The 26017-nt window shown below is 39.6% G+C and carries 27 protein-coding genes and 1 pseudogene; 14 read left to right on the top strand and 14 right to left on the bottom strand.

Features of this window, described 5'->3' with window-relative positions:
* The first annotated feature begins 47 nt into the window (after positions 1-47).
* The 12 genes from AC1M85_RS08660 to AC1M85_RS08605 all read left to right on the top strand — a co-directional run bounded on the left by AC1M85_RS08660 (position 48) and on the right by AC1M85_RS08605 (position 8535).
* A complete protein-coding gene (locus tag AC1M85_RS08660; RefSeq protein WP_180027682.1) occupies positions 48-644 on the top strand; it encodes a 6-pyruvoyl trahydropterin synthase family protein in 597 nt (198 codons plus the stop codon).
* Positions 645-672: 28 nt separating this feature from the next.
* On the top strand, positions 673-1386 hold the full coding sequence (gene ung, locus AC1M85_RS08655; RefSeq protein WP_179998212.1) for a uracil-DNA glycosylase: 714 nt from the start codon (positions 673-675) through the stop codon (positions 1384-1386).
* Entirely contained in the window at positions 1383-2504 is a 1122-nt protein-coding gene (locus tag AC1M85_RS08650; RefSeq protein ID WP_179998211.1) for an enoyl-CoA hydratase/isomerase family protein, read from the top strand. Before ung ends, AC1M85_RS08650 begins: the two co-directional genes overlap by 4 nt.
* A gap of 2 nt (positions 2505-2506) precedes the next feature.
* On the top strand, positions 2507-3031 hold the full coding sequence (gene tadA, locus AC1M85_RS08645) for a tRNA adenosine(34) deaminase TadA (protein WP_481596932.1): 525 nt from the start codon (positions 2507-2509) through the stop codon (positions 3029-3031).
* A 75-nt stretch (positions 3032-3106) separates the two neighbouring features.
* Positions 3107-3538, top strand: a complete 432-nt coding sequence (locus AC1M85_RS08640) for an SRPBCC family protein (RefSeq protein ID WP_180027685.1) — start codon at positions 3107-3109, stop codon at positions 3536-3538.
* Between the two features lie 18 nt (positions 3539-3556).
* Positions 3557-4237, top strand: a complete 681-nt coding sequence (gene cmk, locus AC1M85_RS08635) for a (d)CMP kinase (RefSeq protein WP_488212892.1) — start codon at positions 3557-3559, stop codon at positions 4235-4237.
* A gap of 116 nt (positions 4238-4353) precedes the next feature.
* Positions 4354-6030: a 30S ribosomal protein S1 gene (gene rpsA / locus AC1M85_RS08630; protein ID WP_035264556.1), complete on the top strand. Its 1677-nt coding sequence runs from the start codon at positions 4354-4356 to the stop codon at positions 6028-6030.
* A 162-nt stretch (positions 6031-6192) separates the two neighbouring features.
* Positions 6193-6498, top strand: coding sequence for an integration host factor subunit beta (locus AC1M85_RS08625; protein WP_035264555.1), 306 nt, complete (start codon positions 6193-6195; stop codon positions 6496-6498).
* A 20-nt stretch (positions 6499-6518) separates the two neighbouring features.
* A complete protein-coding gene (locus AC1M85_RS08620) occupies positions 6519-6884 on the top strand; it encodes a lipopolysaccharide assembly protein LapA domain-containing protein (RefSeq protein WP_035264552.1) in 366 nt (121 codons plus the stop codon).
* 138 nt (positions 6885-7022) lie between these two features.
* Positions 7023-7721, top strand: a complete 699-nt coding sequence (pyrF, locus tag AC1M85_RS08615; RefSeq protein ID WP_171076736.1) for an orotidine-5'-phosphate decarboxylase — start codon at positions 7023-7025, stop codon at positions 7719-7721.
* A 242-nt stretch (positions 7722-7963) separates the two neighbouring features.
* Complete coding sequence (locus AC1M85_RS08610; RefSeq protein ID WP_488213864.1) at positions 7964-8020, top strand: hypothetical protein; 57 nt, start codon at positions 7964-7966, stop codon at positions 8018-8020.
* A 44-nt stretch (positions 8021-8064) separates the two neighbouring features.
* A complete protein-coding gene (locus AC1M85_RS08605; protein WP_481593014.1) occupies positions 8065-8535 on the top strand; it encodes a hypothetical protein in 471 nt (156 codons plus the stop codon).
* Positions 8536-8838: 303 nt separating this feature from the next.
* Here the strand turns inward: AC1M85_RS08605 and dapC are convergent, their stop codons facing one another.
* From dapC to AC1M85_RS08580, 5 genes are all read right to left on the bottom strand, one after another.
* A complete protein-coding gene (dapC, locus tag AC1M85_RS08600; RefSeq protein ID WP_488212891.1) occupies positions 8839-10008 on the bottom strand; it encodes a succinyldiaminopimelate transaminase in 1170 nt (389 codons plus the stop codon).
* Positions 10009-10039: 31 nt separating this feature from the next.
* On the bottom strand, positions 10040-12706 hold the full coding sequence (glnD, locus tag AC1M85_RS08595; RefSeq protein ID WP_488212890.1) for a [protein-PII] uridylyltransferase: 2667 nt from the start codon (positions 12704-12706) through the stop codon (positions 10040-10042).
* A gap of 23 nt (positions 12707-12729) precedes the next feature.
* Positions 12730-13947: a formate-dependent phosphoribosylglycinamide formyltransferase gene (gene purT, locus AC1M85_RS08590; RefSeq protein WP_481591144.1), complete on the bottom strand. Its 1218-nt coding sequence runs from the start codon at positions 13945-13947 to the stop codon at positions 12730-12732.
* Between the two features lie 185 nt (positions 13948-14132).
* Entirely contained in the window at positions 14133-14474 is a 342-nt protein-coding gene (gene ygaH / locus AC1M85_RS08585; protein ID WP_179998205.1) for an L-valine transporter subunit YgaH, read from the bottom strand.
* A complete protein-coding gene (locus tag AC1M85_RS08580) occupies positions 14471-15199 on the bottom strand; it encodes an AzlC family ABC transporter permease (protein WP_180027874.1) in 729 nt (242 codons plus the stop codon). Before AC1M85_RS08580 ends, ygaH begins: the two co-directional genes overlap by 4 nt.
* Positions 15200-15324: 125 nt before the next feature.
* On the opposite strand from AC1M85_RS08580, the gene AC1M85_RS08575 reads away from it, so the two are divergent.
* Positions 15325-15807 carry a hypothetical protein gene (locus tag AC1M85_RS08575; RefSeq protein ID WP_035264529.1) on the top strand — a complete coding sequence of 161 codons (483 nt, stop codon included), beginning with the start codon at positions 15325-15327 and terminating at the stop codon, positions 15805-15807.
* 66 nt (positions 15808-15873) lie between these two features.
* Here the strand turns inward: AC1M85_RS08575 and AC1M85_RS08570 are convergent, their stop codons facing one another.
* Positions 15874-16566 carry a Crp/Fnr family transcriptional regulator gene (locus AC1M85_RS08570; RefSeq protein WP_481591143.1) on the bottom strand — a complete coding sequence of 231 codons (693 nt, stop codon included), beginning with the start codon at positions 16564-16566 and terminating at the stop codon, positions 15874-15876.
* Positions 16567-16666: 100 nt separating this feature from the next.
* Here AC1M85_RS08570 and AC1M85_RS08565 point away from each other — a divergent pair, with 100 nt between their 5' ends.
* Entirely contained in the window at positions 16667-17221 is a 555-nt protein-coding gene (locus tag AC1M85_RS08565; protein ID WP_481595435.1) for an Mpo1 family 2-hydroxy fatty acid dioxygenase, read from the top strand.
* 60 nt (positions 17222-17281) lie between these two features.
* Here the strand turns inward: AC1M85_RS08565 and ychF are convergent, their stop codons facing one another.
* The 8 genes and pseudogenes from ychF to AC1M85_RS08525 all read right to left on the bottom strand — a co-directional run bounded on the left by ychF (position 17282) and on the right by AC1M85_RS08525 (position 25794).
* On the bottom strand, positions 17282-18373 hold the full coding sequence (ychF, locus tag AC1M85_RS08560) for a redox-regulated ATPase YchF (protein ID WP_035264512.1): 1092 nt from the start codon (positions 18371-18373) through the stop codon (positions 17282-17284).
* Between the two features lie 123 nt (positions 18374-18496).
* Entirely contained in the window at positions 18497-19156 is a 660-nt protein-coding gene (locus AC1M85_RS08555) for a methionine ABC transporter permease (protein ID WP_481595434.1), read from the bottom strand.
* Complete coding sequence (locus AC1M85_RS08550) at positions 19137-20207, bottom strand: methionine ABC transporter ATP-binding protein (protein WP_488212889.1); 1071 nt, start codon at positions 20205-20207, stop codon at positions 19137-19139. Before AC1M85_RS08550 ends, AC1M85_RS08555 begins: the two co-directional genes overlap by 20 nt.
* Positions 20208-20218: 11 nt before the next feature.
* A complete protein-coding gene (locus AC1M85_RS08545; RefSeq protein WP_481591139.1) occupies positions 20219-21052 on the bottom strand; it encodes a MetQ/NlpA family ABC transporter substrate-binding protein in 834 nt (277 codons plus the stop codon).
* A gap of 9 nt (positions 21053-21061) precedes the next feature.
* Positions 21062-21903, bottom strand: a pseudogene (locus AC1M85_RS08540) (MetQ/NlpA family ABC transporter substrate-binding protein).
* A 25-nt stretch (positions 21904-21928) separates the two neighbouring features.
* A complete protein-coding gene (locus AC1M85_RS08535; protein ID WP_488212888.1) occupies positions 21929-23359 on the bottom strand; it encodes an LLM class flavin-dependent oxidoreductase in 1431 nt (476 codons plus the stop codon).
* Entirely contained in the window at positions 23359-24582 is a 1224-nt protein-coding gene (locus AC1M85_RS08530) for an SfnB family sulfur acquisition oxidoreductase (protein ID WP_481587041.1), read from the bottom strand. The genes AC1M85_RS08535 and AC1M85_RS08530 overlap by 1 nt, the downstream gene beginning before the upstream one ends.
* A 9-nt stretch (positions 24583-24591) precedes the next feature.
* Positions 24592-25794 carry an SfnB family sulfur acquisition oxidoreductase gene (locus AC1M85_RS08525; RefSeq protein ID WP_488212887.1) on the bottom strand — a complete coding sequence of 401 codons (1203 nt, stop codon included), beginning with the start codon at positions 25792-25794 and terminating at the stop codon, positions 24592-24594.
* Positions 25795-26017 lie beyond the last annotated feature (223 nt).

The raw sequence follows: 26017 nt of genomic DNA, 5'->3' as shown, positions 1-26017 counted from the left end.
TATGCACTATAATCATTTTAATCCATGATTTTTTATTGCTCTGACATATGTTAATTCGAAAATTATTTAAGTTTGAAAACGCGCATATTGTGCGAAATTGCACATCAGACCGCTGTAAGCGTTCAATTCATGGTCATAGCTATAAAGTCGAATTATTATTGAAAGCCTCAAAGCTAGATCATGGTCAAATGGTCTATGATTTTGGTTTGCTGAAAGGTGTGATCAAAGAACTTTATGATAGTTTTGATCATGCGATTTGTTTTTGGCAAGAAGATTCAGCTGAATATATTCAAGCATGTAAAACTTTTAGTGCGCGTTGGGTTTCATTACCCGTTTCACCTTCTGCTGAACAATTTTCTCGAATTTTCTTTTATTTGGCAGAACAAGTACTGAAATCAACTATCACGCAAAATGGTGAAGGTGATGTTGAAGTCTATTCAGTGATCGTGCATGAAACTGACACAGGCTATGCGCAAAGTTTTGCTGAAGATATCGTAAATGAACAGATGGGCTTATTGGCGCTTGATCAAATCGTATTCTCAGAACAAATTCAAAATGAATGGTCTGATCCTAAAATGTACGAACAATTGAAACAAGGATTCACTTTTAAGAACCCAAGTGTAGATTTACAAGTAAAACTTTAAAGCTGTGATTGATTTAGGGATGAACACAATGCAACTCACCGAACAAGAATTAAGTCAACTGAATCAAGTTCGGTTAGAGGATGGTTGGAAGTATGCTTTAGCAGATTTTCTGCTCAGCGATAAAATGGATCAGCTGAAAGCTTTTCTCAAATCTGAATTACAGGCGAATAAGGTGATATACCCACCTAATTCCCTTATATTTAATGCGTTCAACACTACACCCTTAGATCGTGTAAAGGTCGTGATTCTCGGTCAAGATCCTTATCACGGTCCAAATCAAGCACATGGATTGAGTTTTTCAGTGCAAAAGGGTGTTGCATTACCGCCGTCTTTGCGTAATATCTATCACGAACTCAGCACTGACCTTGGAATAGCGCCTGCCAAGCATGGTGATTTAACTCAATGGGCTGAAGAGGGTGTCTTGTTGCTGAACAGTGTATTGACTGTTGAAGCGGGCCAGCCGACTTCACACCAAAAGAAAGGTTGGGAAGATTTCACCGATGCTGCGATAGATGTTCTAAATGAGCAACGTGAAAAGATCGTTTTCATTCTTTGGGGTGCGTACGCGCATAAGAAAGGTCAACGAATTGACCAAAATAAGCATTTGGTCTTAAAAGCAGCACATCCATCACCATTGGCAGCAAACCGAGGTGGTTTTTTTGGGTGTAAAGTTTTTTCAAAAACAAATAATTATCTTAAACAAAATGGCATTGAGCCAATTAAATGGCAGCTGGAAGCATGACAATATCTCCTGAGACGAATCAATATCATCCTGACTTAATTGTTGAAGAAGCACAGAATGGATGGAGAGTGGTTCGATTAAATCGTCCAAAATCTTTACATGCACTTGATGAATCTATTGTAACGGCTTTATTGGCTGTTTTTGAAAAGTTTCATCATGATGATGCGGTTAAAGCGATCTGGTTTGATTCAACAACCCCTAAAGCTTTTTGTGCCGGTGGGGATGTACGCAAACTCCGTCAGTTGGTCATCAATAATGAGGTTGATGCGGCAAATAAATTTTTTGAACAAGAATACGCGCTAGATCTTTTGTTGCATGACTACGCTAAGCCGATAGTCGTTTGGGGTGAAGGTTATGTGATGGGCGGTGGGCTTGGTTTATTTATGGCTGCACCATTCAGACTCGTTACACCTTATTCGCGCCTTGCAATGCCAGAAGTAAATATTGGTTTATATCCAGATGTTGGTGCTAGTCGTTTCTTGGCAGATCGTGGTCCAATAGGTCTATTTACAGGTTTAACTGGATCGATCATGACTGCGGCAGGAGCTTATGGTATTGGTTGGGCGACTCATATTTGTGATGCTCAGCGCGATGTTGTTTTACAAAAGTTGATCAATATCGATTGGGATCATTATCCTGCTGGTGATTTTAGGGCATTAGATGACACTTTAAATAGTTTGCATCGACCAGTTTCTCCAGGGCCACTGCAAATCTCGTTAGACGTGATTCACAGTGTCTGTCGTGGTGCAAACTTTGAAAATGACTACGAAGCAATCATCGGGTTAAGTGATGCACGAAGTGATTGGCTAAGACAAGCGAGTGAAAATCTGGCAAAAGGATCACCAAGTACAGCTGCGATTACCTGGTTGTTATGGCAATGGGGGCGTCAAGTTCATCCTTGGCAAGAAGTATTTGAACTTGAAACTCAAATTTCTGATTGGAAAATTAGACATCCTGATTTTGTTGAAGGCGTACGTGCACGTTTAGTGGATAAAGATTTATCTCCTGAATGGACACCTGCAGAATCTATGTCCTTAAAAGGAATTTTAGGTGCGCACCCACCAGTTACAAATATCGAGAGCTGGAATAACTTGTTAAAACAGTACGGTATTATTTAATTTTGACTGAAATTCAATTTGATGCCGAAGATCTAAAATGGATGCAGCGTGCCTATGAGCAGGCTGCATTTGCAGCTCAATTGGGAGAAATCCCTGTTGGAGCTGTCATTGTGAGTCAAGGAAAAGTAATTGGTGAAGGATATAATCAACCCATCCAGAGTCATGACCCGACTGCTCATGCTGAAGTGGTCGCACTTCGCCAAGCATGTAATCAAATTCAGAACTATCGTCTACCAGAAGATGCAACCCTTTATGTAACCCTTGAGCCATGCACGATGTGTGTGGGGGCTTTAATTCATGCTCGAGTTCACCGTGTTGTATTTGGTACTTTAGAGCCGAAAGCGGGTTCTCTAGTCAGTGCGCGACAGCTATTGAATAATCAAGGTTACTACAACCATATATTTGAATTTGAAGGGGGCTGCATGCAATCAGCGTGTGCTCATCAACTTTCAGAATTTTTTAAATTCAGACGAGAACAAAAAAAACAACAGCGTGTACGACAAAAAATAGAAAATAATCAGGAATGATTGCTATTGTTGATTGTGGAAAAATTGACATAATGTATTGTCAGTATGAAGCGGACTCAATGAAAAGGAATAAAAATGAATTCAATCCAAGTTAAACAAGAATTTAACCAGCCTATAGATCGTGTATTTGAAGTTTTGTCAAAACATGCGACTTATAATGATGTATTTGCACCGATTCAGGTTGTACGCATTAAAGATGCAGCTGATCCGAGTCGTCCTGATGGGATTGGATCAGTACGAAAAATGGGATTAGGCCCAATAAAGCCAATTCAAGAAGAAATTACTGTACTAGAGCCAAATAAGCGTATTGAATACAAAATTATCAAGAATCCATTAATCAAACATCATCTTGGAATTATTGAATTTAAAGAGCTTTCAACAGCTAAAACTTTAGTCACATACACGATCGAATTACAGGCAAGAGCACCGTTTGTGAGCAAATTAATTCTTGCACAACTCAAACTTGCTATTACACTTGGTTTTAAGAAATTAGCAAAACGCCTTTAAGGCGAAGTTGGTAAAGTAATGACAATTCAAATTATCACGATCGATGGACCAAGCGGTTCAGGCAAAGGAACTTTGGCAGCAAAATTGGCACAGCATTACCAGTTTCATTTACTGGATTCTGGAGCCTTGTATCGTTTGTTGGGATTGTCATTACATCAACTGAATTTAATTGATTCAATTCACAATCCAGATGTGTTGGTTAAATGCGTAGAAATAGCGACTCATCTCGATATTCAATTTGTTAGTGATCATTTAAAAACAAAAATTTTACTTAGCGGGCATGATGTAACGGATGAAATTCGCACTGAAAAAGTCGGTGAGTTTGCATCCAAGGTTGCAGTTGTACCTGAATTAAGACAGGCATTATTCGAAAGACAACGTGCATTTGCTCAAGCACCAGGTCTTGTTGCCGATGGCCGTGATATGGCGACTTCAATCTTCCCAGAAGCCCAAGCAAAAATATATTTGACGGCTTCTGCTGAGTCTCGTGCTGAGCGACGTGTAAAGCAGTTGCAGGCCATGGGGCAAAATGTTAAAATAAGCGACATTTTATCTAATATCCAAGCACGTGATAAGCGTGATATGGAAAGAACCGTTGCGCCGCTTAAGCCGGCTGAAGGGGCTTACATTATCGATAGTTCAGATCTGGACATTGACGCTGTATTTAACCTGATGACCGCATATATTGATGCGCAATAAGATAAATTAATGAATATTAGTGGAAGCATAGCTTGATCAGTTCTATATGGACTATGTCGATACTTAACTAAACCGGCCTTGTCTGATCCAAGACCGCTGACTTTTCTAGGTATATCATGACCGAATCTTTTGCAGCCCTCTTTGAAGCAAGCGAATTAAACCTCAACGTTGAAAAGGGTGCAGTCATCCAAGGTATCGTTGTTAGCATCGATTCTGACTGGGTAACTGTAGATACTGGCCTTAAATCTGAAGGCGTAGTAGCTCGCTCTGAATTCTTAAACGAACAACGTGAACTTGAAGTTAACGTTGGTGACACAGTTGACGTAGTTGTTGAAGCGCTTGACAACGGTATGGGTCAAACAGTTTTATCACGTGAAAAAGCTAAACGTGCTGAAACTTGGACTAAACTTGAAAAAATCTTTGAAGACGGCGAGATCGTTACTGGTGTTATCTCTGGTAAGGTTAAAGGCGGTTTCACTGTTGACATCGGTCCAGTACGTGCGTTCTTACCAGGTTCTTTGGTAGACACTCGTCCTATCCGTGACACGACTCACCTTGAAGGTAAAGAGTTAGAATTCAAAGTTATCAAACTTGACGCTAAACGTAACAACGTTGTTGTATCACGTCGTGCAGTTATGGAAGCTGAATCTTCAGCTGACCGTGAAGCTCTTCTTTCTCAACTTGAAGAAGGTCAAACAGTTACTGGTACAATCAAAAACCTTACTGACTACGGTGCTTTCGTTGACCTTGGCGGTATTGATGGTCTTCTTCACATCACTGACATGGCTTGGAAACGTATCAAGCATCCATCAGAAGTTGTTGAAGTTGGTCAAGAAGTTACTGTTAAAGTACTTAAATTTGACAAAGAGCGTAACCGTGTATCATTAGGTCTTAAACAACTTGGTGAAGATCCATGGTTAGCGATCATGAACCGTTACCCTAAAGGTTCTATCGTTAAAGCGCGTGTAACTAACTTAACTGATTACGGTTGCTTCGCTGAAATCGCTGAAGGCGTTGAAGGCTTAGTACACGTTTCAGAAATGGACCACACAAACAAAAACATCCACCCATCTAAAGTTGTTCAGATTGGTGATGAAGTTGATGTTATGGTTCTTGAAGTTGATGAAGAGCGTCGTCGTATTTCTCTTGGTATCAAACAAACTCGTGCTAACCCATGGGAAGAGTTTGCTAAGGCTCACGACAAAGGTGAAAAAGTTTCAGGTACAATCAAGTCTATCACTGACTTCGGTATCTTCATCGGTTTACCAGGCGGTATCGATGGTCTAGTTCACTTATCTGACATTTCTTGGAATGAACAAGGCGAAGAAGCGATTCGTCGTTACAAGAAAGGTGACACTGTTGAAGCGGTTATCCTTTCTGTAGACGCTGAAGGCAACCGTATCAGCCTTGGTATCAAGCAAATGAACAGCGATCCGTTCAACGATTTCTTAGCTGCTAATGAACGTGGTGCTCTTGTTAAAGGTACTGTAGTTGCAGTTGATGCTCGTGGCGCAACAATTAAGTTGGCTGACGAAGTTGAAGCTTCTCTTAAAGCTTCAGAAATCAACCGTGACCGCGTTGAAGATGCAACTAAATTCTTAGAAGTTGGTCAAGAAGTTGAAGCTAAGATCATCAATGTTGATCGCAAATCACGCGCAATCAACTTGTCTATCAAAGCGAAAGACGAAGCTGAAGAGAAAGAAGCTGTTGCTAACTTGAAAACTGCTTCTGCAGGTCAAGACAACGGTCCTAAGACAATTGGTGATTTGATCAAAGCTCAAATGAACCACTAAGTCTTTCGTGTTCAATGTATTGTTAATGTAATTTAACTAATACTTTTTACACAAATACTGTAAACGGTAGCGTAGTATTGACTTACTGCGCTACCGTTTTGTATTTAAACAGGTTATTATCTCGCTATGCACAGAGTAGCTTGATAATTAAAGAGGTCGCAGATGACTACTGAAGCACTTAATAAGTCTGACTTAATAGAACGTATTTCTATCAAAAATCCTCATTTGGCTGAGCCATTGGTCGAAGAAGCTGTTAAAATTATGATCGATCAAATGATTGAGTCATTATCAGCTGATAATCGTATTGAAATTCGTGGGTTTGGAAGTTTTGCTTTACATCATCGTGAACCGCGAGTTGGACGTAATCCTAAAACAGGTAAGTCAGTTGAAGTGGCTGCTAAAGCTGTACCTCATTTCAAACCAGGTAAAGCACTAAGAGATGCTGTAAACGAATCAGCAGGAAAATAATAAATTACTCAGGGGTGGTTATGCGTTACGTATTAGTTGCACTGTTAGTTGTAATCTTCGGATATGCATTGGCATTGGTTCTGCAAAATGGTACAGAACTGACTGTTGATCTTCTCTTCACTCAAGTACCGGCAATGAGATTAGGTTTATTGCTTTTGTTGACTTTGGCACTTGGGATCATCGTTGGATTATTACTCGGAGTTCAAGTTTTCCGTGTATTCCAAAATAGTTGGGAAATTAAGCGTCTTCGCAAAGATATTGAATATCTTCGTAAAGAACAAATCCAAAATGCTCAGTTAGCTGCTGCTGAAGCTGCTGCAAATGTACGTCATGAAAAGACAGTACTAGATGTGCATTCAGATCCGCGTAACTCAAATCCGCTGTAATTTATAAATATTTAAAAAACCTCTAAAATTTATTTTAGAGGTTTTTTTATTGAAAATAAACTGTTGAATTTTAAGCTGCGTTTTTTAAAGTTAATTTTGCAGCTTAAGTTGAACATCTTTATAATGACGCAACTTTAGATGGACGGAAGAACAACCTTGAGTATCATTGTTGCTTTAGATGCAAAAAGCCAATACGACGCATTGAAAATGGCTGAAAATTTGGATCCTAAACTTTGTCGTGTAAAAGTGGGTAAAGAACTTTTTACACATGAAGGTCCGACTGTTGTAAAAGCATTGCATGATCAGGGTTTTGAAGTATTTTTAGATTTAAAATTTCATGATATTCCAAATACTACAGCACAAGCCGTTTGCGCTGCTGCAGATCAAGGGGTATGGATGGTTAATGTTCACGCATCTGGTGGACGAAAAATGATGGAAACTTGTGTAGAAAGATTAAAAGCAGGTAACTATCAAACACAGTTGATTGCAGTAACCGTATTAACTTCAATGGGGCGAGAAGATCTACGTGATCTAGGTTTGGATATTGAGCCTTTTGAACATGTAAAACGTCTAGCGACTTTAACTCAAGAAAGTGGCTTGGATGGTGTTGTATGTTCGGCACAAGAAGCAAAAATGTTACGTGAAACTTTAGGTCAGAACTTTGCTCTCGTCACTCCAGGAATTCGTCCTGAAGGTTCTGCAGCGGATGATCAAAAACGTATTGTTACACCTAAGCAAGCAATGTTAGATGGTTCTACACACTTGGTGATTGGCCGTCCGATTACTAAATCAGAAAATCCAAATCAAACTTTAAGAGACATTCTGGCTACTTTGTAATTTTTAAATTACAGTCTTTAAGTGTTTTAAAACGCCATGAAAATTCATGGCGTTTTTTTAATTTTATGATGTATCAATAGTTAAAGTTATATTATCTCTAAAGGGAACTACTGACCATTATTGTTAGACTCAAGAAAGTTTTAAACAAGGTTTAGTAAGAAGCAGATACAATCCAAATAGAAAAAGTTGCTACTAAAAATATGATAAAATCATAGAGTTAAAAAGTTTTAACAAAAGAAGAAATTGCTAAAACTGCTGGTTGTCACGTTGTTACTGTTCATAGAGTATTAAAAGGATAAGGTATGGATAATTGTGTTACAGATGGCTGGGTAACATTTAAAGGATGGACACCATATATAGTCGCTTTAAGTATTTTTTAGTTTGGCATCTACAGAAAGGGCTTGAGGTTACAGCCAGTGAATGTAAAGCATATTGGGAAAGGCTTGACGATCTAGAAAGAATTTATAAAAACTTAGAAAAGAATGCAGACTTTAAAAGCGATAATTATAAAGAGTTTTATGGGAAACGAAAAAAATGGCAAGAGGTAAATTTATCTAGAACTAACTTGGTAAGAAAACTTACAAATAATGATAGTAAAGTTGTGGAAAGCACAGAGAAATTAATTGAAAAGTTTAAATCAGATAATTTTGTACATAACAAACTTCAACGATTTGGTGGTGATGAATCTAGACACGAAAGTGTTGGTTATAATCATGTGTTAAGTACTATTGCAGAAATTAAAGATAGCTTATTTCCATACATAAAATATAGATTTTTTATAACAACCTTTAGGCGCATCGTATCTCATATGTAAGAGTAACGGGGTGAATCTTGGACTCGGATTTCCAAATTTATAATCTGATAAATAATTGAAGCCACAGCGATAAAGCAGAATAAGATTGTCATAGCTCTAACTCCTCAAACTATAATAATAGCTTTACAACCAACCCTAGACGCTATCGTGAACAACCATTCTTTTAAATTCTATCCTCCTCTGGGATAGTGTTAGAGAGAGGTTTGTTAGAAAATATCATTTTCCGCTCAAACTATGCCTAGAATCATCAATCAAAAAAATAAGCCCTCTAAAAAGAGGGCTTAAAATTAAAGATCATGCACATTAGAGAATTGATTTTAAGCGTTTAACAACTTCTTTACATTGGTCTAAATCTGCTACGAGAGCAAGACGAACATGGCTTTCACCTGGGTTTCCTTGTTCAGTATCACGAGATAAATAACGACCCGGTAAGACTTTGATATGTGCTTTTTCCATCAGCATTTTGGCAAAAGTTTCATCATTATCTACCTTTAACCAATAATAGAAACCCGCATCAGGCTTTTTCAGTGGTAGCAAATGACCTAATTCTTGTTGGAATAAATCAAATTTAGCACGGTATTGTTTACGGTTTTCTTCAACATGTGCCTCATCATTCCATGCAGCAATCGATGCCAATTGATGTTGTACTGGCATTGCAGCACCGTGGTAAGTGCGGAATTTTAAATAAGGTTTTAATAGACTAGCATCACCTGCAACGAAGCCAGATCGCATACCTGGTAAATTAGAACGTTTAGACAGAGAGTGGAATACGATACAGTTTTTATAGTCATCACGACCTAGTTCAGCACAAACTTCGAGTAATCCTACAGGGGCTTCATCAAACCATAGTTCTGAATAGCATTCATCAGATGCGATGACAAAATTGTATTGATCAGAGAGCGCAATTAATTTTTTGAACTGTTCTTTTGAAAGAACAGCACCTGTCGGATTTCCGGGTGTGCAGACAAAAAGTAAAGCTGTCTTCTCCCATACTTCTGCAGGGACAGTATCGAAGTCACCAAGGTAACCATTTTCTTCAGTACAGTTGATGAAATAAGGTTGAGCGCCAGCGAGTAAAGCTGCACCTTCGTAAATTTGATAAAAGGGATTCGGCATGACTACATAAGGCGCTTCATCACGATTAATCAGCGCTTGTACGAATGAGAAAATTCCTTCACGTGTGCCAGTCACAGGTAAAATATGATCTTCTGCGCTAATAGCATTTAATTTGAAACGGCGTGTGAGCCATTGCGCAATACTTTCACGTAATTCTGGTAAGCCTTTACTGTTTGGGTATGTTGAAAGATGATTGAAGTTATCGACAATAGCTTGTTTTACGAATTCAGGTGCAGGATGTTTTGGCTCACCAATTGACAATGGAATTAACGGAAGATTTGCAGGTTTTACATCCTGAAAAAGTTTATTCAACTTTTCAAATGGATAAGGATGTAATAGGTTTAAACTAGAGTTCATGAAATAGTTACCGTCGGGTTAAATCTAAATTTTAATGATGATTACAGACCTGATTTGAAGCCTCATCTAATGCTGCTTTTAATTGTTCAGCAAAAGCCTGAGCTTCAGTTAAATTCATAGGTTCGCCATTCTTTTTGGTTACAAAGAAAATATCATCTGCGCGCTCACCCAAGGTGGCGATTTTCGCGGAATGGATATCGAGACCTTGCATCATAAATAAGCCACCGATACGGGCAAGTAATCCAGGCTGATCGAGGGTAGAGATCTCGACCATATTTTGCTGTAGCGCCTCGTTCAACGTAATATCAATTGTGTTTTCGATATCAAAATGACGAAGTTGGCGTGGAATACGGCGTTGCATTAAACCTGGATAATTTTGTGAATCTGTTAATGCGTGCACCAATGATTCTTTTACCGTATTTTCACGTTCTGGATCTGTCACTAATGTGCCAAAACGATCAAGCACCACGTAGGTGTCTAAGCTAAAGGATTTAGTTGCTGTAATAATGCGTGCATCTTGTACATCTAGATTCATACGATCTAGAACTGCAACAGTGGTGGCAAAAAGATTAGGTTGATCTTGAGTGTAAATAAAAATCTGCACAGCATCTTGCGCTGATTTACGGTGCGCGCGCATCATCACCAATGGTGCTGAATTATCACCATGATCTAGTATTGCACGTGTATGCCATGCGACTTCATCTGCAGTTTCTTTGAGGAAGTATTCGTCACCAAGTTCTTGCCAAACTTTTTCAACAGCTTCTAAAGCATAATCATTGACAAGTAATTCACTTGCTGCAAATTTGGTATCTTCGATCAGCATTTGGTAATCGACAGGACGACCCAAACCACTACGAATAACGTCACGAGCATTGGTATATAACTGACGCATGAGCGATGCGCGCCATGTGTTCCAAAGCTTAGGATTGGTTGCGTTAATGTCAGCCACTGTAAGCGTATACAGATAGTCTAAGTGTTCCATATCACCGAGCTTCTCGGCAAAATCTTTTACAATATCTGGATCAGAAATATCTTTTTTCTGCGCAGTCATCGACATCAATAGATGATTTTGGATTAACCACGCAACAAGATTACACTCACGCTCAGTAAAACCGTGCTTGCTACAGAACTCAATGGCATCAACCGCGCCCAATTCACTATGGTCTCCACCACGACCTTTGGCGATATCATGGAACAAAGCAGCGAGGAATACGATGTCTCGGCGCACCAGACGCTGGAATACGGAACTTACGACAGGAAAATCTTTAGCAAATTCTGGCGCTTTAAAACGATTTAAATTACGTAAGAGTAGGAGTGTATGTGCATCTACAGTATAGATATGGAATAAATCGTATTGCATAAGGCCCATGATTTGCCCAAATGCAGGAATATAGTTGCCGAGTACACCATAACGTTTCATCGCAAGCAATGTTTCATATAAGTTATTCGGTGATCGGATGATCGCCATAAACAAGGCTTGATTAACTGGATTATCTCGATACGCTTGATCAATGCGTTTTGCAGCTAAAGTAAGCAATCGAAGTGTACGAGCTCGAATACCATCAATATCAGGGCGATTTGCTAGGATATAGAAAATCTCAAGGATGGCTGTAGGCTTCTCTGCAAAAATTTTATGGTGTTGAACTGCGAGTTTACCATCCACCAATTTGAAGTTTTCATTCACTTCCTCAATTTTACGCTCATAGTTGGGTAAACGAGGCGTGATGACAGACTCATTAAAATAGGCGAGTAGCATTTCATTCAGGGTTGAAACCTGCTGAGCTGCTCGATAGTAGCGTTTCATGAACTGTTCAATTGGATAATTGATATGTTCACCTTCGACTTTGTGGTAACCAAATTTTGCTGCGATATCGCGTTGGTAATCAAACAATAGTCGGTTTTCATCACGCTTAGTTAAGCGGTGTAAATGATGACGAATTTCCCAGAGAAAATTCTCAGCATCTTCGAGCACCCCAAGTTCAAACTCAGAAATGAAACCTAAATGTACAAGATCGTATATACGATTTACTCGGAAATGCCGTTTTGCAATCCAACCAATTTGGTTAATGTCTCGAATGCCGCCCGGTGCATTTTTGATATCAGGTTCTAAATTACTTTCAGTGTTGTTGTGCTGAGCGTAGCGTTTGGCTTGTTCTTCCATCTTGGCATCAAAGAAGGTTTTATCCGTCCAAGTTTGTGAAACAACACGACGAGGCCATTTCGCTAAGTGTTCATTGCCAATAATTAAACGAGACTCAATGAGAGATGTTGCTACCGTTAAGTCATTCATGGCCTGTTCAAAGCACTGTTGAATGGTTCTTACACTTACGCCAGGTTTAAAATTTCCAACATCCCATAGAGAGGAAATAAAAATGGTAATGGCATTTTCTTGTTCTTGTGTAAGATCATCTTCTGAAAGGATCAGAATGTCGACATCAGAGTAGGGCATCATTTCACGACGACCATAACCTCCTACAGCGAACAAGCCCAGATCGGTTTGATCTAACTCAGCATGTTGCCAAAGGAATTTAAGTGCCTCATCAATCAGGTTAGATCGAGTGAGGATGATCTCACGTATCGCCTTACCATTTTCAAACTCATGTTGTAATTGATTTTCAACATCAGAGCGCCATTGATTAATTGCCTTGATGTCGTGATTACTCGAAACATAGTTTGCTAATGGAGACGTATTGATCATGAAATGATGGCCTACCTAATGAATTATTTGTTTTGATTTACAATTACTTTTGAGGCTGCTTCAGTCGCTAATTCGCGTGCAATATCAGTTGTTTCAGCACGTGCAGTTGCGACCCCCATACGGCGACGTTTAAAACCTTCAGGTTTACCAAAAAGACGTAAATCGACATTAGGGTTTTGCATAGCAAGATTTACGCCAGAAAATGACAAATTCGTATCATCAACACCTGCATAGATCACAGCGCTTGCAGCAACACTGTGACGTTGCGTATTTACTGGAAGACCTAAAATCGCACGGGCATGAAGTTCAAATTCACTTTGATATTGAGATGCAAGTGTGACTAATCCAGTGTCATGTGGACGAGGAGAAACTTCACTGAACCAAACTTGATCACCTTTAACGAATAATTCCACACCAAAAATACCGCAACCGCCGAGCGCTACTGTGACTTTATTGGCAATACGTTTTGCTTCATCAAGGGCAGCTGTGCTCATAGGTTGAGGTTGCCAGCTTTCTACATAGTCACCTGCATCTTGACGGTGTCCAATAGGATCGCAGAAGTGCGTTTCGATTTCTCCTGTTTCAGGATTTTTTGCGCGTACTGTGAGTAATGTAATTTCGAAATCAAAATCAATTTGCGATTCTACGATGACAGTACCTTGATTGACACGACCACCTGTTTGAGCATATTCCCAAGCAGCGTCGACTTCATCAAAAGATTTTACGCGTGATTGTCCTTTACCCGATGATGACATCACAGGTTTTACAAAATTTGGATAGCCAATATCATCACATGCTGCACGGAATGATTCCAAACTATTGGCAAAACGATAAGCCGAGGTTGGTAGCCCTAGTTCCTCAGCTGCGAGGCGACGAATTCCTTCACGATTCATGGTGAGATTCACGGCTTTCGCAGAGGGAATAACTACGGCAGTTTTAGCATCTTCGATTTCCACTAAGACTTCAGTGGCAATGGCTTCAATCTCAGGAACAATTAAATGAGGTTGAACTTGTTCAATCAGTTTTTTTAATTCTTTTGGGTCCGCCATATTCAAAGTGTAGGAATGATGAGCAACTTGCATGGCAGGTGCATTGTCATAGCGATCTGCTGCATGTACTTCTACACCTAATCGTTGTAATGATATTACCACCTCTTTACCCAACTCACCTGAACCCAATAATAGAACTTTAAACGCCGAAGATTGAAGTGGAGTACCGAGTGTAATAAGCATTTGATTCATCCGTGCTTGATATTATGGACTTTTAGCATATCAGAACTAAAACCTCTTGAGCGCGATGAATACAAGAAAAAGCAAGAAATTATTTTGATATCGTTTAATTTTTTTATTGATAAAAATTTATAAGCCTTATCCGAGGATCAGGCTTATAAATTTAGAATCTGAATGAATAATACGCGAGAAATATTTTAAAGTGGGAAATAGGTATACACCAAACCGTATGTGAGTGCCGCTGTGAGTGTTGCAGGTACAATCTGTTTAAATTTGAAATATAAACCCGAGAGCACAATAAAACCAATTAACATGGCAACGCTCTTATTGGGTGTTTCTAAGAGCGGCGGTAAAGTCGCGACCACGAGCATTGAACTGATTGCTGCAATACCGATTGATCCAAGGGCGATTTTAAGCCAAAGAGCACCGCGTTTCTGGCGACCTTGTTGTAGTTTCTGAATCACAAAAAAAGGACCAAAGCGTGAGGCGAAATTCGCGATGCCGACTAGAATACCGACACAAATAATTTCTAGATTCATGATTGTTCACCTGTGTGCAAAGGATCATGTTGCTTCAGTACATAATGTTTAAACAAACCAGCCAAAATACCAGAGCTTATGCCAATGAATATCGCTGCGGATAAATCGATAAAATAACACGAAATAGCAGAAACAATAATGGTGATGGTCACGACAAAGGTATGTTTTTTCTCAAATGCAGCCAATAAAAAGCTCAAGAAAAGTGCAGGTAATAGAAAGTCGAGCGCTGCTTGCAAAAATTGGGGGAGATGACTGACTTGATCTGCAAATAAGCCTCCGAGAAAAGATCCAAGTGCCCAAGACAACCAGCTAAACAGACTCAGACCTAACATCCAAGATTCAGACCATTCTTGACGGCGTTGCGAAAGTTTAATCATGCCTGATGCAAAGACTTCGTCGGTCAAGCCCCATGACCAAATTGCTGTTTTTTTCAGATTGAGTTTATCTTGAATTAAGTTTTGTAAAGCAGGGCCATATAACAAATGTCGAATATCAAGTGCTATTACAGTTAAGGCTGTCATCCAGATAGAAGTGCCACTGCCGAGTAAGGCAACCACCAAAAATTGACTGGCACCTGCATACATCGAACAGGATAAAAATAATGCTTCCCACGCCGTAAATCCAAATTGAGTTGCCGATACACCAAACGCGAATGAAACAGGCAAATAGGTGAAAATGATGGCTTGACTGTCTTTGGCACCTTGCCAAAAACCTGCCGGTGTCATGTGTGAGGAGCTTGATTGGGTCACGATAAACCTAATTGGAGATTGGAACAAAAGGTATAAAACGAGATTGAGTATTCTACCCGAATTTACTAGCATAGTGCCGAATAGTTTATTAGAGCGATGTCATGTTTGCGATTCAATCTCCCTTTAAATTAGCTGCATTGACTACATTCCTCATCTTCACTTTATCCGGTTGTGGTGGTCAGGCAGAAACTGCCGATGAAAAGGTTGAAATTAAAGAAGCACCGAAGCTGACTAATGACGCAACTGAATATGCAAATCATGCTTGGCAATTGATTAATCAGGTTGATCCTATTCTGTATCAAGCCAATAAAGCGCTTATACCATCACAAGTACGCGAGCCTGTGCGTCAATTGGTACTGGATTGGCGTATTAATGTCAAAATGACCGACTCAGTGACTGAAGGGAAATATGCGCTTTGTCGTAAAGCGCTAACAACCATAGATGCTTGGGCACGTGCAATCGTGGAAAATGAGGGCCAGCTCGCACAGCGTCAAGCCAATTATGAACGCGATAAAGCGCAGTGCAAAACTGCAATTGAGCAACCAGAATTAGGAAACACTAAGGCGTATACAAAATTATTTTAAGTGACCCTAGCGACCCCAATACAATGATTAATCCAGATTTTTCTGAAGCACATCATCTTTAATCGATTAAGCTTGATCGGCTAAAGCTTTAAGTTGATTAAGATTAATCACCTCAATTTTTTTAAATGCAACTTTAATTGCGCCAATTTTTTCTAAATGCTGTAGTTCTTGATTAATGGTCTGTCTTGAGCAGACCAACATTTGTGCCAATTGTTCTTGAGATAGGTTGATGGTGTTTTTTTCAATCTCTTTGAGATTACCGTATCCATTTAAGATAAAGATTAATCTTTGTGCTAAACGTTGAATAAGGGGTTGTGTTTGAATAGAGACCAACTCCATGAAAGCATAACGGAGTTTATGACTCACCAATTGAGCCAGATAAAACCAAAATTTTGGATATTGTTCTAAAATTAGATCAAGTCCTACACGACTTATTTTGAGGATTTTGGATTTTTTACTGGTAATCGCATGATGAGAGCGGGGTTGTTGATCAATCAACGAAATTTCACCAAACCACATAATGGGATCTGCGATAACTGTCACCGCCTCACGACCTTCTACGTCAATATGTGCTAAACGAACAGCACCATCAATCACGGCATAAATGCCATCAAATTGATCAGCTTTAGAAAATATCAGTTGTTCTTTGCCATATTCAATGAGCTGTGCATGTTCGAGCATCAGCTGTTGTAGTTCATGATCAAACTGGCTAAACCACCAATTATTTTTTAAAAGATAAACGTATTGATTTGAAAGCAAAATTTTCCCTTTTTATGCTGATTATTTGTCGTCTAGTCGACAACTTATTGGTTTATATTTATATATAGTGAAGGAAATAGTCAGAAAAAGGAATGATAACATGACTCGTTTAGAGAGCTTGCTTGGACAATATGCAGCTTATCACCTAGATCGTAAAAACGTATTTTCGCATTTTATTGGAATTCCCTTGATTGTATTTTCGATCTTGTGTTTTGCAGCCAAAGCGCAATTTACAGTTGCTGGATATTCCATTGATCTTGCAATGTTATTGATCGTCGCATCAGTGATTTATTACTTGAGTTTGGATCTCATTTTTGGTGTGGTAATGGCAGTGCTATTTGCTTTAATTTATCAACCAGCCACACAAGTAGCAGCTTTAGCGACATCCTCTTGGGTATTGGTAAGTGCTGGATTTTTTATTGTGGGATGGATTATTCAATTTATTGGGCACTATTATGAAAAGAAAAAACCAGCTTTTGTGGATGATCTTGTAGGGCTCGCTATAGGTCCTTTATTTGTGGTAGCAGAATTTATATTTCTTATTGGTTTACGTAAGAAACTGGAAGAGAAAGTATTGGTTCGAGCTAAACAATTACGCTATGAAATGGACCATAAACACGTAAATCACTCGAGTACTTCAACTCAAAATCCATGATCTCATTCTTTTAAATAATCTTTGCAAAAAAAAACAGCCTTTCGGCTGTTTTTTAATAACTTAAACGTTGAAACGGAAATGTAAAACATCACCATCTTGAACGACATAAGTTTTACCTTCAAGACGCCATTTTCCAGCTTCTTTAGCGCCAGCTTCGCCGTTGTATTGAACAAAATCGTCATAGGCAATGCATTCTGCACGAATAAAGCCTTTCTCAAAATCAGTGTGAATCACACCAGCAGCTTGAGGAGCGGTCGCACCGATTTTTACAGTCCAAGCACGAACTTCTTGAACGCCTGCAGTGAAATAAGTTTGTAGGCCAAGTAAGCCATAACCTGCACGAATAACCACGTTAAGACCTGGTTCTTCCATGCCCATCGCTTCTAAAAATTCAGCACGCTCATCATCTTCAAGCAAAGAGATTTCAGCTTCGATTTGGTTGCAAAGCGGAACTACAATAGCATTCTCTTCTGCCGCTAATTTTTTAACAGCATCAAGGTGCGGATTGTTTTCAAAACCATCTTCAGCAACGTTAGCAATATACATTGTTGGTTTAAGGGTTAATAAACCAAAGCCACGAACTAATTTGCGCTCGTCGTCATCAAGATCAGCTGCGCGAGCAGGGCGACCTTCATCAAGTAATGGCTGAATTTTTTCTAGTACAGCTTTTGTTGCAACTGCTTCTTTATCACCACCTTTCGCAGACTTTGCTAAACGTGTAACCGCTTTTGATACTGTTTCTAAATCTGCTAAAGCAAGCTCAGTGTTAATAGTTGCAATGTCATCAAGTGGGTCAATTTTGCCGTTCACGTGAATAACATTTTCGTCTTCAAAACAACGTACTACGTGTGCAATTGCATCAGTTTCACGAATGTTGGCTAAGAATTGGTTCCCTAAACCTTCACCTTTAGAAGCACCAGCAACTAAACCTGCGATGTCTACAAATTCCATTGTGGTTGGAATAACACGTTGAGGTTTAACAATAGCAGTTAATTTATCTAAACGTGGATCTGGAACAGGAACGATGCCAGTGTTTGGTTCAATGGTACAGAATGGGAAGTTTTCTGCAGCAATAGCAGCTTTCGTCAATGCATTGAAAAGTGTAGATTTACCAACGTTCGGCAAGCCGACAATACCGCAATTAAAACCCATGAAAAGACTCACACAGTGTTATTTAAAAATTGTCGGTGATTTTACATCAAAGCCATGACAAAGTCAGGTCATGGCTTTGATGTTTCTCGAAAAGACAGATGAGACTCAATTGAATAGTGTGAATTAGATTTTACGTTTGTCCAAACTATGTGCCAATTGATCACCCAAAGCTTGAATCAGCATGACCAATACGACTAATACAATGATCACCGCCAACATAATTTGCATATCGAAGCGTTGGTAGCCATATCGATAGGCGATGTCACCTAAACCACCCGCACCAATAGCACCCGCAATCGCAGAGGAATTGATCATGGTTACAAGCGTGACAGTAAAACCTGCAACAATACCAGGCAGTGCTTCTGGTAAAAGCACATGCCAAATAATTTGTTTGCGATTACAGCCCATGGCTTGTGCAGCTTCTATGAGTCCATGATCAACTTCTCGTAGACTGACTTCCGCAATACGTGCGAAAAAAGGTGTAGCCGCAATAGTTAAAGGTACAACCGCAGCCCATACCCCATAACTGGTCCCCACAATCAGTCGAGTGAAGGGAATGAGCGCCACCATCAAAATTAGGAAGGGAATAGAGCGCGTAATATTCACCACCCAACCCAAGGTATGATTAATTTTTTTTGACGGATAAATCCCATTTTCTGAGGTATTGACGAGGATTACAGCCATAGGCAATCCAATGAGAAGCGCTAAAAATGCAGAAATACCGACCATTAACAAAGTATCAATGGTACCCGTAATTAAAAGATCAATGAGCTGGTTGTGCATAGCCAAGCACCTCGATTTGTGATGTTTTATGGGGGAATTGCTGATGGAGCGTATGTACATCAACATCTAATTGAGGAATACCTACGATAAGTGAGCCAACCAGATGATGTTGAATAGTGTCTACATGGCTTTGATATAAATGCACAGGCAGTGTAATTTTAGAAAGTACATCATTTAAGTTGGGAGGATTTTTCAAATCAGTTGCATAGCTGATTTTCAAAATGGTATGCGTTAAATGTGTAGCTCGCTCTTGATGTAACTGGAATGGCAAATCAAGCTGTTCCAAATTGAGGAGTTCTTGCGTGATATTCTGCTGGGGACGAGAGAAGACTGACCAAACTTGCCCTGATTCAACGATTTCACCTTGATCAATAACCACCACTTGATCGCAAATTTCACGAATTACCTGCATTTCATGTGTAATGAGAACGATGGTGAGTCCTAATTTTTGATTAATTTCCTTCAGTAAAGATAGAACAACAGATGTGCTTTCTGGATCAAGTGCCGATGTTGCTTCATCGCACAATAGTATTTCAGGTTTACTGACCAATGCGCGGGCAATCCCAACTCGTTGTTTTTGCCCACCCGATAATTGTGATGGATAGTGATGATGCTTTTCAGCCAGACCGACTAGATTTAAAACCTCATCCACACGAGTTTGAATCTCAGCAGCAGGCACTTTTGCGATTTTCAATGGAAGCGCGACATTTTCCCAAACTGTTTTGGCAGATAGTAAATTAAAATGTTGAAAAATCATGCCAATACGCTGGCGTAGGGCGATTAATTCATTGTGATTAAGCTGCCCTAGATCATGTTGATGTATATGAATACTACCATCAGAAATTGTTTCTAACCCATTTAAGGTGCGAATCAATGAAGATTTGCCCGCACCACTTTTGCCGATAATGCCGAAAATTTTTCCTTCGGGAATATCCAAATTAATGTTTTTGAGTGCGTGAACTTGTTTTCCTTGTACATCGTAATACTTATTTAAATGACGAATTGTAATATGGGGTACTGCAAATTCAATGTGTGAACCAAAACTCACCATGATCATTCTCCTTATTTCCAGCCTTCAAACCACAAACCTTGTCCAAAGTCTTTGTCTAGAATCTGACGGACTTTTGCAGAGTTTTGGAAGGTTTCAACCACAGTTTTTAATTTGTCATCCTGATCTTGATAATCTCGACGCGTTACAAACAAAATCGCAAATTTTTTATTAATCGGATCTAATAACAGTGCAGACGTAGGATCAGCAACTTTTGCCATTTTCAAATAATGAGGAAAACCCATAATTAAGTCAGCTTCATTGTAAGCATGCGCGGTTTGCGGGCCTTCAACTTCAATAATCTTGAGTTTTTTAGGATTACTGATAATGTCTCGGGTGCTGGTGAGCTCATTATTAATATCTTTGACTTGAATTAAGCCTGCACGAGCCAGCAAATTTAAACCACGTGCCATGTTAACTGGATCATTCGGTACGACTACTTTCGCTTGATCAGGTATTTCCTGTAGGGATTGATATTTTTTTGAATAAAGTCCGACATGACTGCCTGAACCTTTCGCAAAAGGCACAAGGTCATAGCCTGTTTCACGCACTGCATTCGCTAGAAAAACACTTTGTTGAAAGAAATTAGCGTCAATATCACCATTTTGCACAGCAACATTGGGTGCTTGCCAGTCTGAAAACTCAATCAACTCGAGATGGATTCCTTGTGCTTTTACATCCTCAGCGACACTTTGCAGTAATTCAGCATAGGGTGGGCTAATGCCGATTTTAATCACTTTATCATTTGAGTTTTGACTGATATAACGATATCCCACTAAGGCCGCCAGTACTGCGACGATGATGACTGCAATTTTGATGAATTTAGATGATTGAGTTGAAGTAGACATGAACACTCCTTATTTCCAGCCTTTGAACCATAGTTTTTCACCAATATCCTCATTCAATGCTTGTTTAACTTTGTCTGAGCTTTGATAAATTTGGATAAATTTTTTCAGTTGAGCTGCTTTTTCAGGCTGAGTTTGTTCAAAGTCATCGCGAACAACAAATAAGATGGCATAAAGCGTGTTGTTAATTTCATCCAAAATTAAGGCATCATTTGGATCAATTGTTTGCGCTAAGCGTAGGTACATTGGATAGCTAAATACGAGGTCTGCATCATCTACGGCACGCGCAGTTTGCGGGCCTTCGACTTCAATAAAGTTCAATTTTTTTGGATTGGATTTAATATCTTTTAAGTTGGATAAGTGGTTGTTGGAATCCTTAAGTTGTATTAATCCAGCGTGTTGTAAGAGGAGTAGGGCGCGACCCTGATTCACAGGATCATTTGGCAGTACAACTCGAGCGCCATTTTCAACTTCACTAATCGCTTTATATTTTTTTGAATATAAACCGACATGTGTTCCTGAGCCGATGCCCAAGGGTTTGAGCTTAAAGTTGGTTTCTTTTAACGCATTATTCAAGAAAGGTTGATGCTGAAAATAATTTGCATCAATATCCCCATGATTTAGGGTGATGTTGGGTGTATTCCAATCTGAAAATTCTACCAAAGTACATGAATGCCTTGAGCCTTTGCTTCTTCAATTGCGGCTTGAAGTGGTTTTGCAAATGGTGGGCTAATGCCAATCACAATTTCTTGTTGATCATTTTTTTTCAAAAAGGACCATGCAAACGCTGCAATCACAATAATGGCGATTGCAACGCCGATCCATTTAAGTCGAGAAGACTGAGCTTGTGCCATAGAAAGACCCCTAAATATTAAAAACTTAAGCTGAATGTTGGTGTATAGGATTTAAATTTGATTGTTGTATATCTTGTGTTGAGCTTGGACATCGGAAATGATGTGCAGGATGTGAAAGTGGTAAATGATCTCCCGCATTGAATAGCTTGTGCCTTAAGCTACCCTCAGCATAGGCAGTCTTATAGCGACCACGTTGTTGGAGTTCAGGAATGACATAACGAATAAAATCTTGATGTGACTCTGGAGCGACTGTACGGGCAAGGTTAAAACCATCTAATCCAGAAATATCAATGAATTCGATTAGCTGTTGAGCAACTGTTGCTCCACTGCCAACAAATAAGGGATAACGTCCACCGAGTACATGCTGAGCTTTTAAATCTGCCAAAGTGACTTTGTTTTCCTTAAAGCGCTCATTTACAGAAACGATGCTGTTGGTTTTTTTATATGGAATAGCATCCTCATCTTTTAGATGACCTAAGTCTGTTCCGATTGAGCTTGAAAAATGCGCAATCCCTGCTTCAGGACTTGCATATTGAATATAGTCCTGCAGTTTTTCTTGCGCTTGTTGATCTGTTTCAGCAGTGACGACAGTGATGCCTGCAAATAATTTAATTGCTGTACCATTACGACCGTGTGAATGGGCTAATTGGCGAATCTTTTGTGTTTGCGATGCAATTTTTTCAGCGGTATCTCCACCAATAAACATGGCTTCTGTATGCCGAGTGGCAAACTGTAGTCCTTTAGGTGATGCTCCCGCTTGATAAAGAACAGGTGTTCGTTGTACTGAAGGCGAGACTTGGAAGACGCCGTGACTGTTATAGAACTTTCCTTGATGGTGGATCGTATGTACTTTAGTCGGATCGGTAAAAATGCGATTGAGCTTATCTTGGATGACAGCATCATTTTCCCAAGAGCCTTCCCAAAATTTGTAGCAGAGTTCTAAAAATTCTTCAGCTTGTTCATAACGTAAATCATGATCTTTCAGTCCTTGCTGACCGACCAATCGCGCTGCGCTATCCAAATAGCCAGTGACTATATTCCATCCCAAACGTCCTTGGGTCAGATGATCCAGACTCGCGAAGCGACGAGCAAATTGATAAGGCGATTCATAACTTAAGTTCACTGTAATACCGAAACCCAAATGCGGTGTGACGGCTGCCATTGCAGACACCAGCGTGCTTGGATCATGGCTCGGCAGTTGAATCGATTCTTTCAAGGTTAGATCAATGCCATTTTGATAGACATCGTAAACGCCAGTAATATCAGCAATGAATAATCCATCGAAAAGACCTTTCTCTAAAGTTTGAGCGAGTTCTGTCCAATAACTTAATTCATTAAATCGGTAGGATTGATCACGTGGGTGTGTCCAAAGCCCATGGTTGATATGACCTACACAATTCATATCAAATGCATTGAACAGGATCTGTTTTTGAGGTTTCGATTGAATTTTTGTCATTACAGCGTACCTCGTCTTGGGGGGAATACGCCGTTTAAAACATAATTGGCTATGAAGAAATATTTCCAACGCGCTGGATCATGCAAGGTATGAACACGTGCGTTTCTCCAGTATCGGTCAAGATTATCTTGTCGTTGACTTCCACGACTACCAGCCAGTTCAATCAGTTTTGACGAGACTTTTAGTGCAGTCTCGGTACTGTGTGCACGTGCTTTAGCCACTTGAATAGAAGCATGTGCAACTGAATGTTCTGAAGGGGAGACTTTGGCATCTTGAACCGCTTGCGCTGCTTGTTTTAGTAGTAACTCGGTGGCCTTGACGTCTGTTGCAATTCGACCAATTTCGTATAGTGTCAAAGGGTCTTGAGTGGCATGTTCAACTTTTGCATCTATCCAAGGGCGTGCTTGACGAACGCGTATTAATGTTTCTTCAAAAGCAGCTCGAGCAATGCCTGTTTCAATTGAGGCATGAATAATTTGTGCAAATGGACCTGAAATGGTGGCAGTTGAATAAGCCAAATCAAAAGGGACTATATCCTCTGGGTCAATCTGTACATTTTCAAATTTAACAGTCCCACTGCCTGTGGTACGTTGACCAAATCCACTCCAGTCATCTAATAGGCTTAAGCCTTCGCTATCATATGGAACAAAGACTAGAAACTGGCGCTCTTGTTCATCACTAGCAAGGGTTGGAATACGGTGAGCGAATAGACTGCCAGTGCAATAAAATTTTTCTCCATTGAGGACATAACCATTTTCGACTTGTCTTAAAGAGGTATGGCGTTGTGCTGCATTTTTAGTTTTAAACTCAGCCAAGGCATTTCCAAAGCGAGCACCTTGTAAAACTTCAGTAAATAAACGTCTTTTTTGAGCCTCAGACCCAGTATTCCTCAAAATTTCAAGTGCATAGAAATGATTTTGTGGAATTTGTCCGATAGAGCCATCAACACCACTCATTAATGCGATGATTTTTGTCAGTGTATGAATAGAAACATCGGCACCGCCATATTGTTGAGGTACTGTAATGGCCCATAAGCCAGATTGACTGTACGCTTCGATTTCTTCGTGAGGAAGCTCACGATTTAAATCTCGTTCAGATGCACGGTACTTAAACTTTTCTGCAAGTTCGTGTGCGACTTTTAATGCTTCTTCATCAGAGCGAATAATATGCGCTGGTCTATAACTGCCTGATTCTTGGATCTCTAAAGCTTGTAAAGATGACATGATGACTCCTTAAATCCAGGCATGACGTGCAGGAAAAGTATGGTTTAAGTAATACGAACCCAGCGCGTGAAGTTTCCAGCGAATAGGATCATGAAGGGTATGTACACGTGCATTTCGCCAGTGTTGAACAAAATTATGGACATTGAGGATGGCGCGACTTCCCCCGAGCTCAATCAACTTTTCTGAGATATGCAGTACAGCATCATTGGCATAGACTTTAGCTTCAGCAACTTTGATCGAAGCTTCAGCAATCTGTTCATCAGAGAGTTGTTCAACTACATTGAGTGAATCTAAATAATCAGCTGCTTCATCAAGCAAAAGAATGGCGGCATCTAACAAAACATTAGCTTTGCCAACTTCTTGTAAGGTGAAATACTCATCACTGGCACGCTCAACTTGTGCATCCACAATTGGGCGTGCTTTACGGATCGCAAACAACATGTCCTCAAATGCTGCTTCAGCAATACCAACATCGATAGCCACTTGCATCAGCTGTGAAAACGCGCCTCTAAAATTAGGGACGTCCAATAATTTTCTTTCATCAAAAATCAGTAATGGATCAACTTCAACATGGTCTAAAATCACTGTGCCACTTGAAGTGGTACGTTGACCAAATCCATCCCAGTCATTGATGACTTCGATACCAGTGGATTCACGGTTCACTAAAATTAAAACCACGTGACCTTCAGGGTGTATGGCTTTGATGGCTAACCAATGTGCAAATGAACTGCCTGTAGAATAGAATTTTTTTCCTGAAACTCGATATTTCCCATCCTCCAAAACAAGGTGTGTGTCTAAAGTCTTGGTATCTTTGGTATGTCGTTCTGGTCCCCCATTGGCAAGACGCTTACCTTTTAAAATTTCGTTGAAAATAAATTGCTTTTGTTCATCGCTTCCCATGATGTTGATCATATTGAGCAATGCAATTTGATTTTGTGGAATTTGCCCTAAACTTGAATCCGCTTTATTTAGAATACGAAATACTTGGGCAAGGGTACGATGAGATACTTCAGCACCGCCATATACGTGGGGGATGCGTAAGCCTCCTAAACCTTTTTGGCTGAATAATTCAATTTCTGCAAATGGTAAAGCTCGTTGTTGGTCACGCTGATTGCGACCTTCGAGCGCATAATCAGCAACATGATAGGCTGCATGAATGGCATCTTGATCATTTTCAATAACATGAACATTTTCAGTAATTAAACGAGACATAGATCAATTCCTCTTTGAGGAGATATACGCTACGCCCATAGAATATTTTTTTTTAAATGCTGGTTTTCGTTGAACTATTCAAAAAAAATGCTTAAGACAAATATAGATATCGATTGAAAAATATTAGAAAACTTAAAATTTTGATTAATAATGAATTTTAATAAATTTCAGTGCTCTAAACACGTTGAATTCATTTAGACTTTGCAATAAAAAAGATAAAGAT

Source organism: Acinetobacter sp. 24-47-64 (assembly GCF_057737055.1).
Note: the sequence above shows the minus strand (reverse complement) of the source record. Positions and strands in the feature narration are given on the sequence as shown.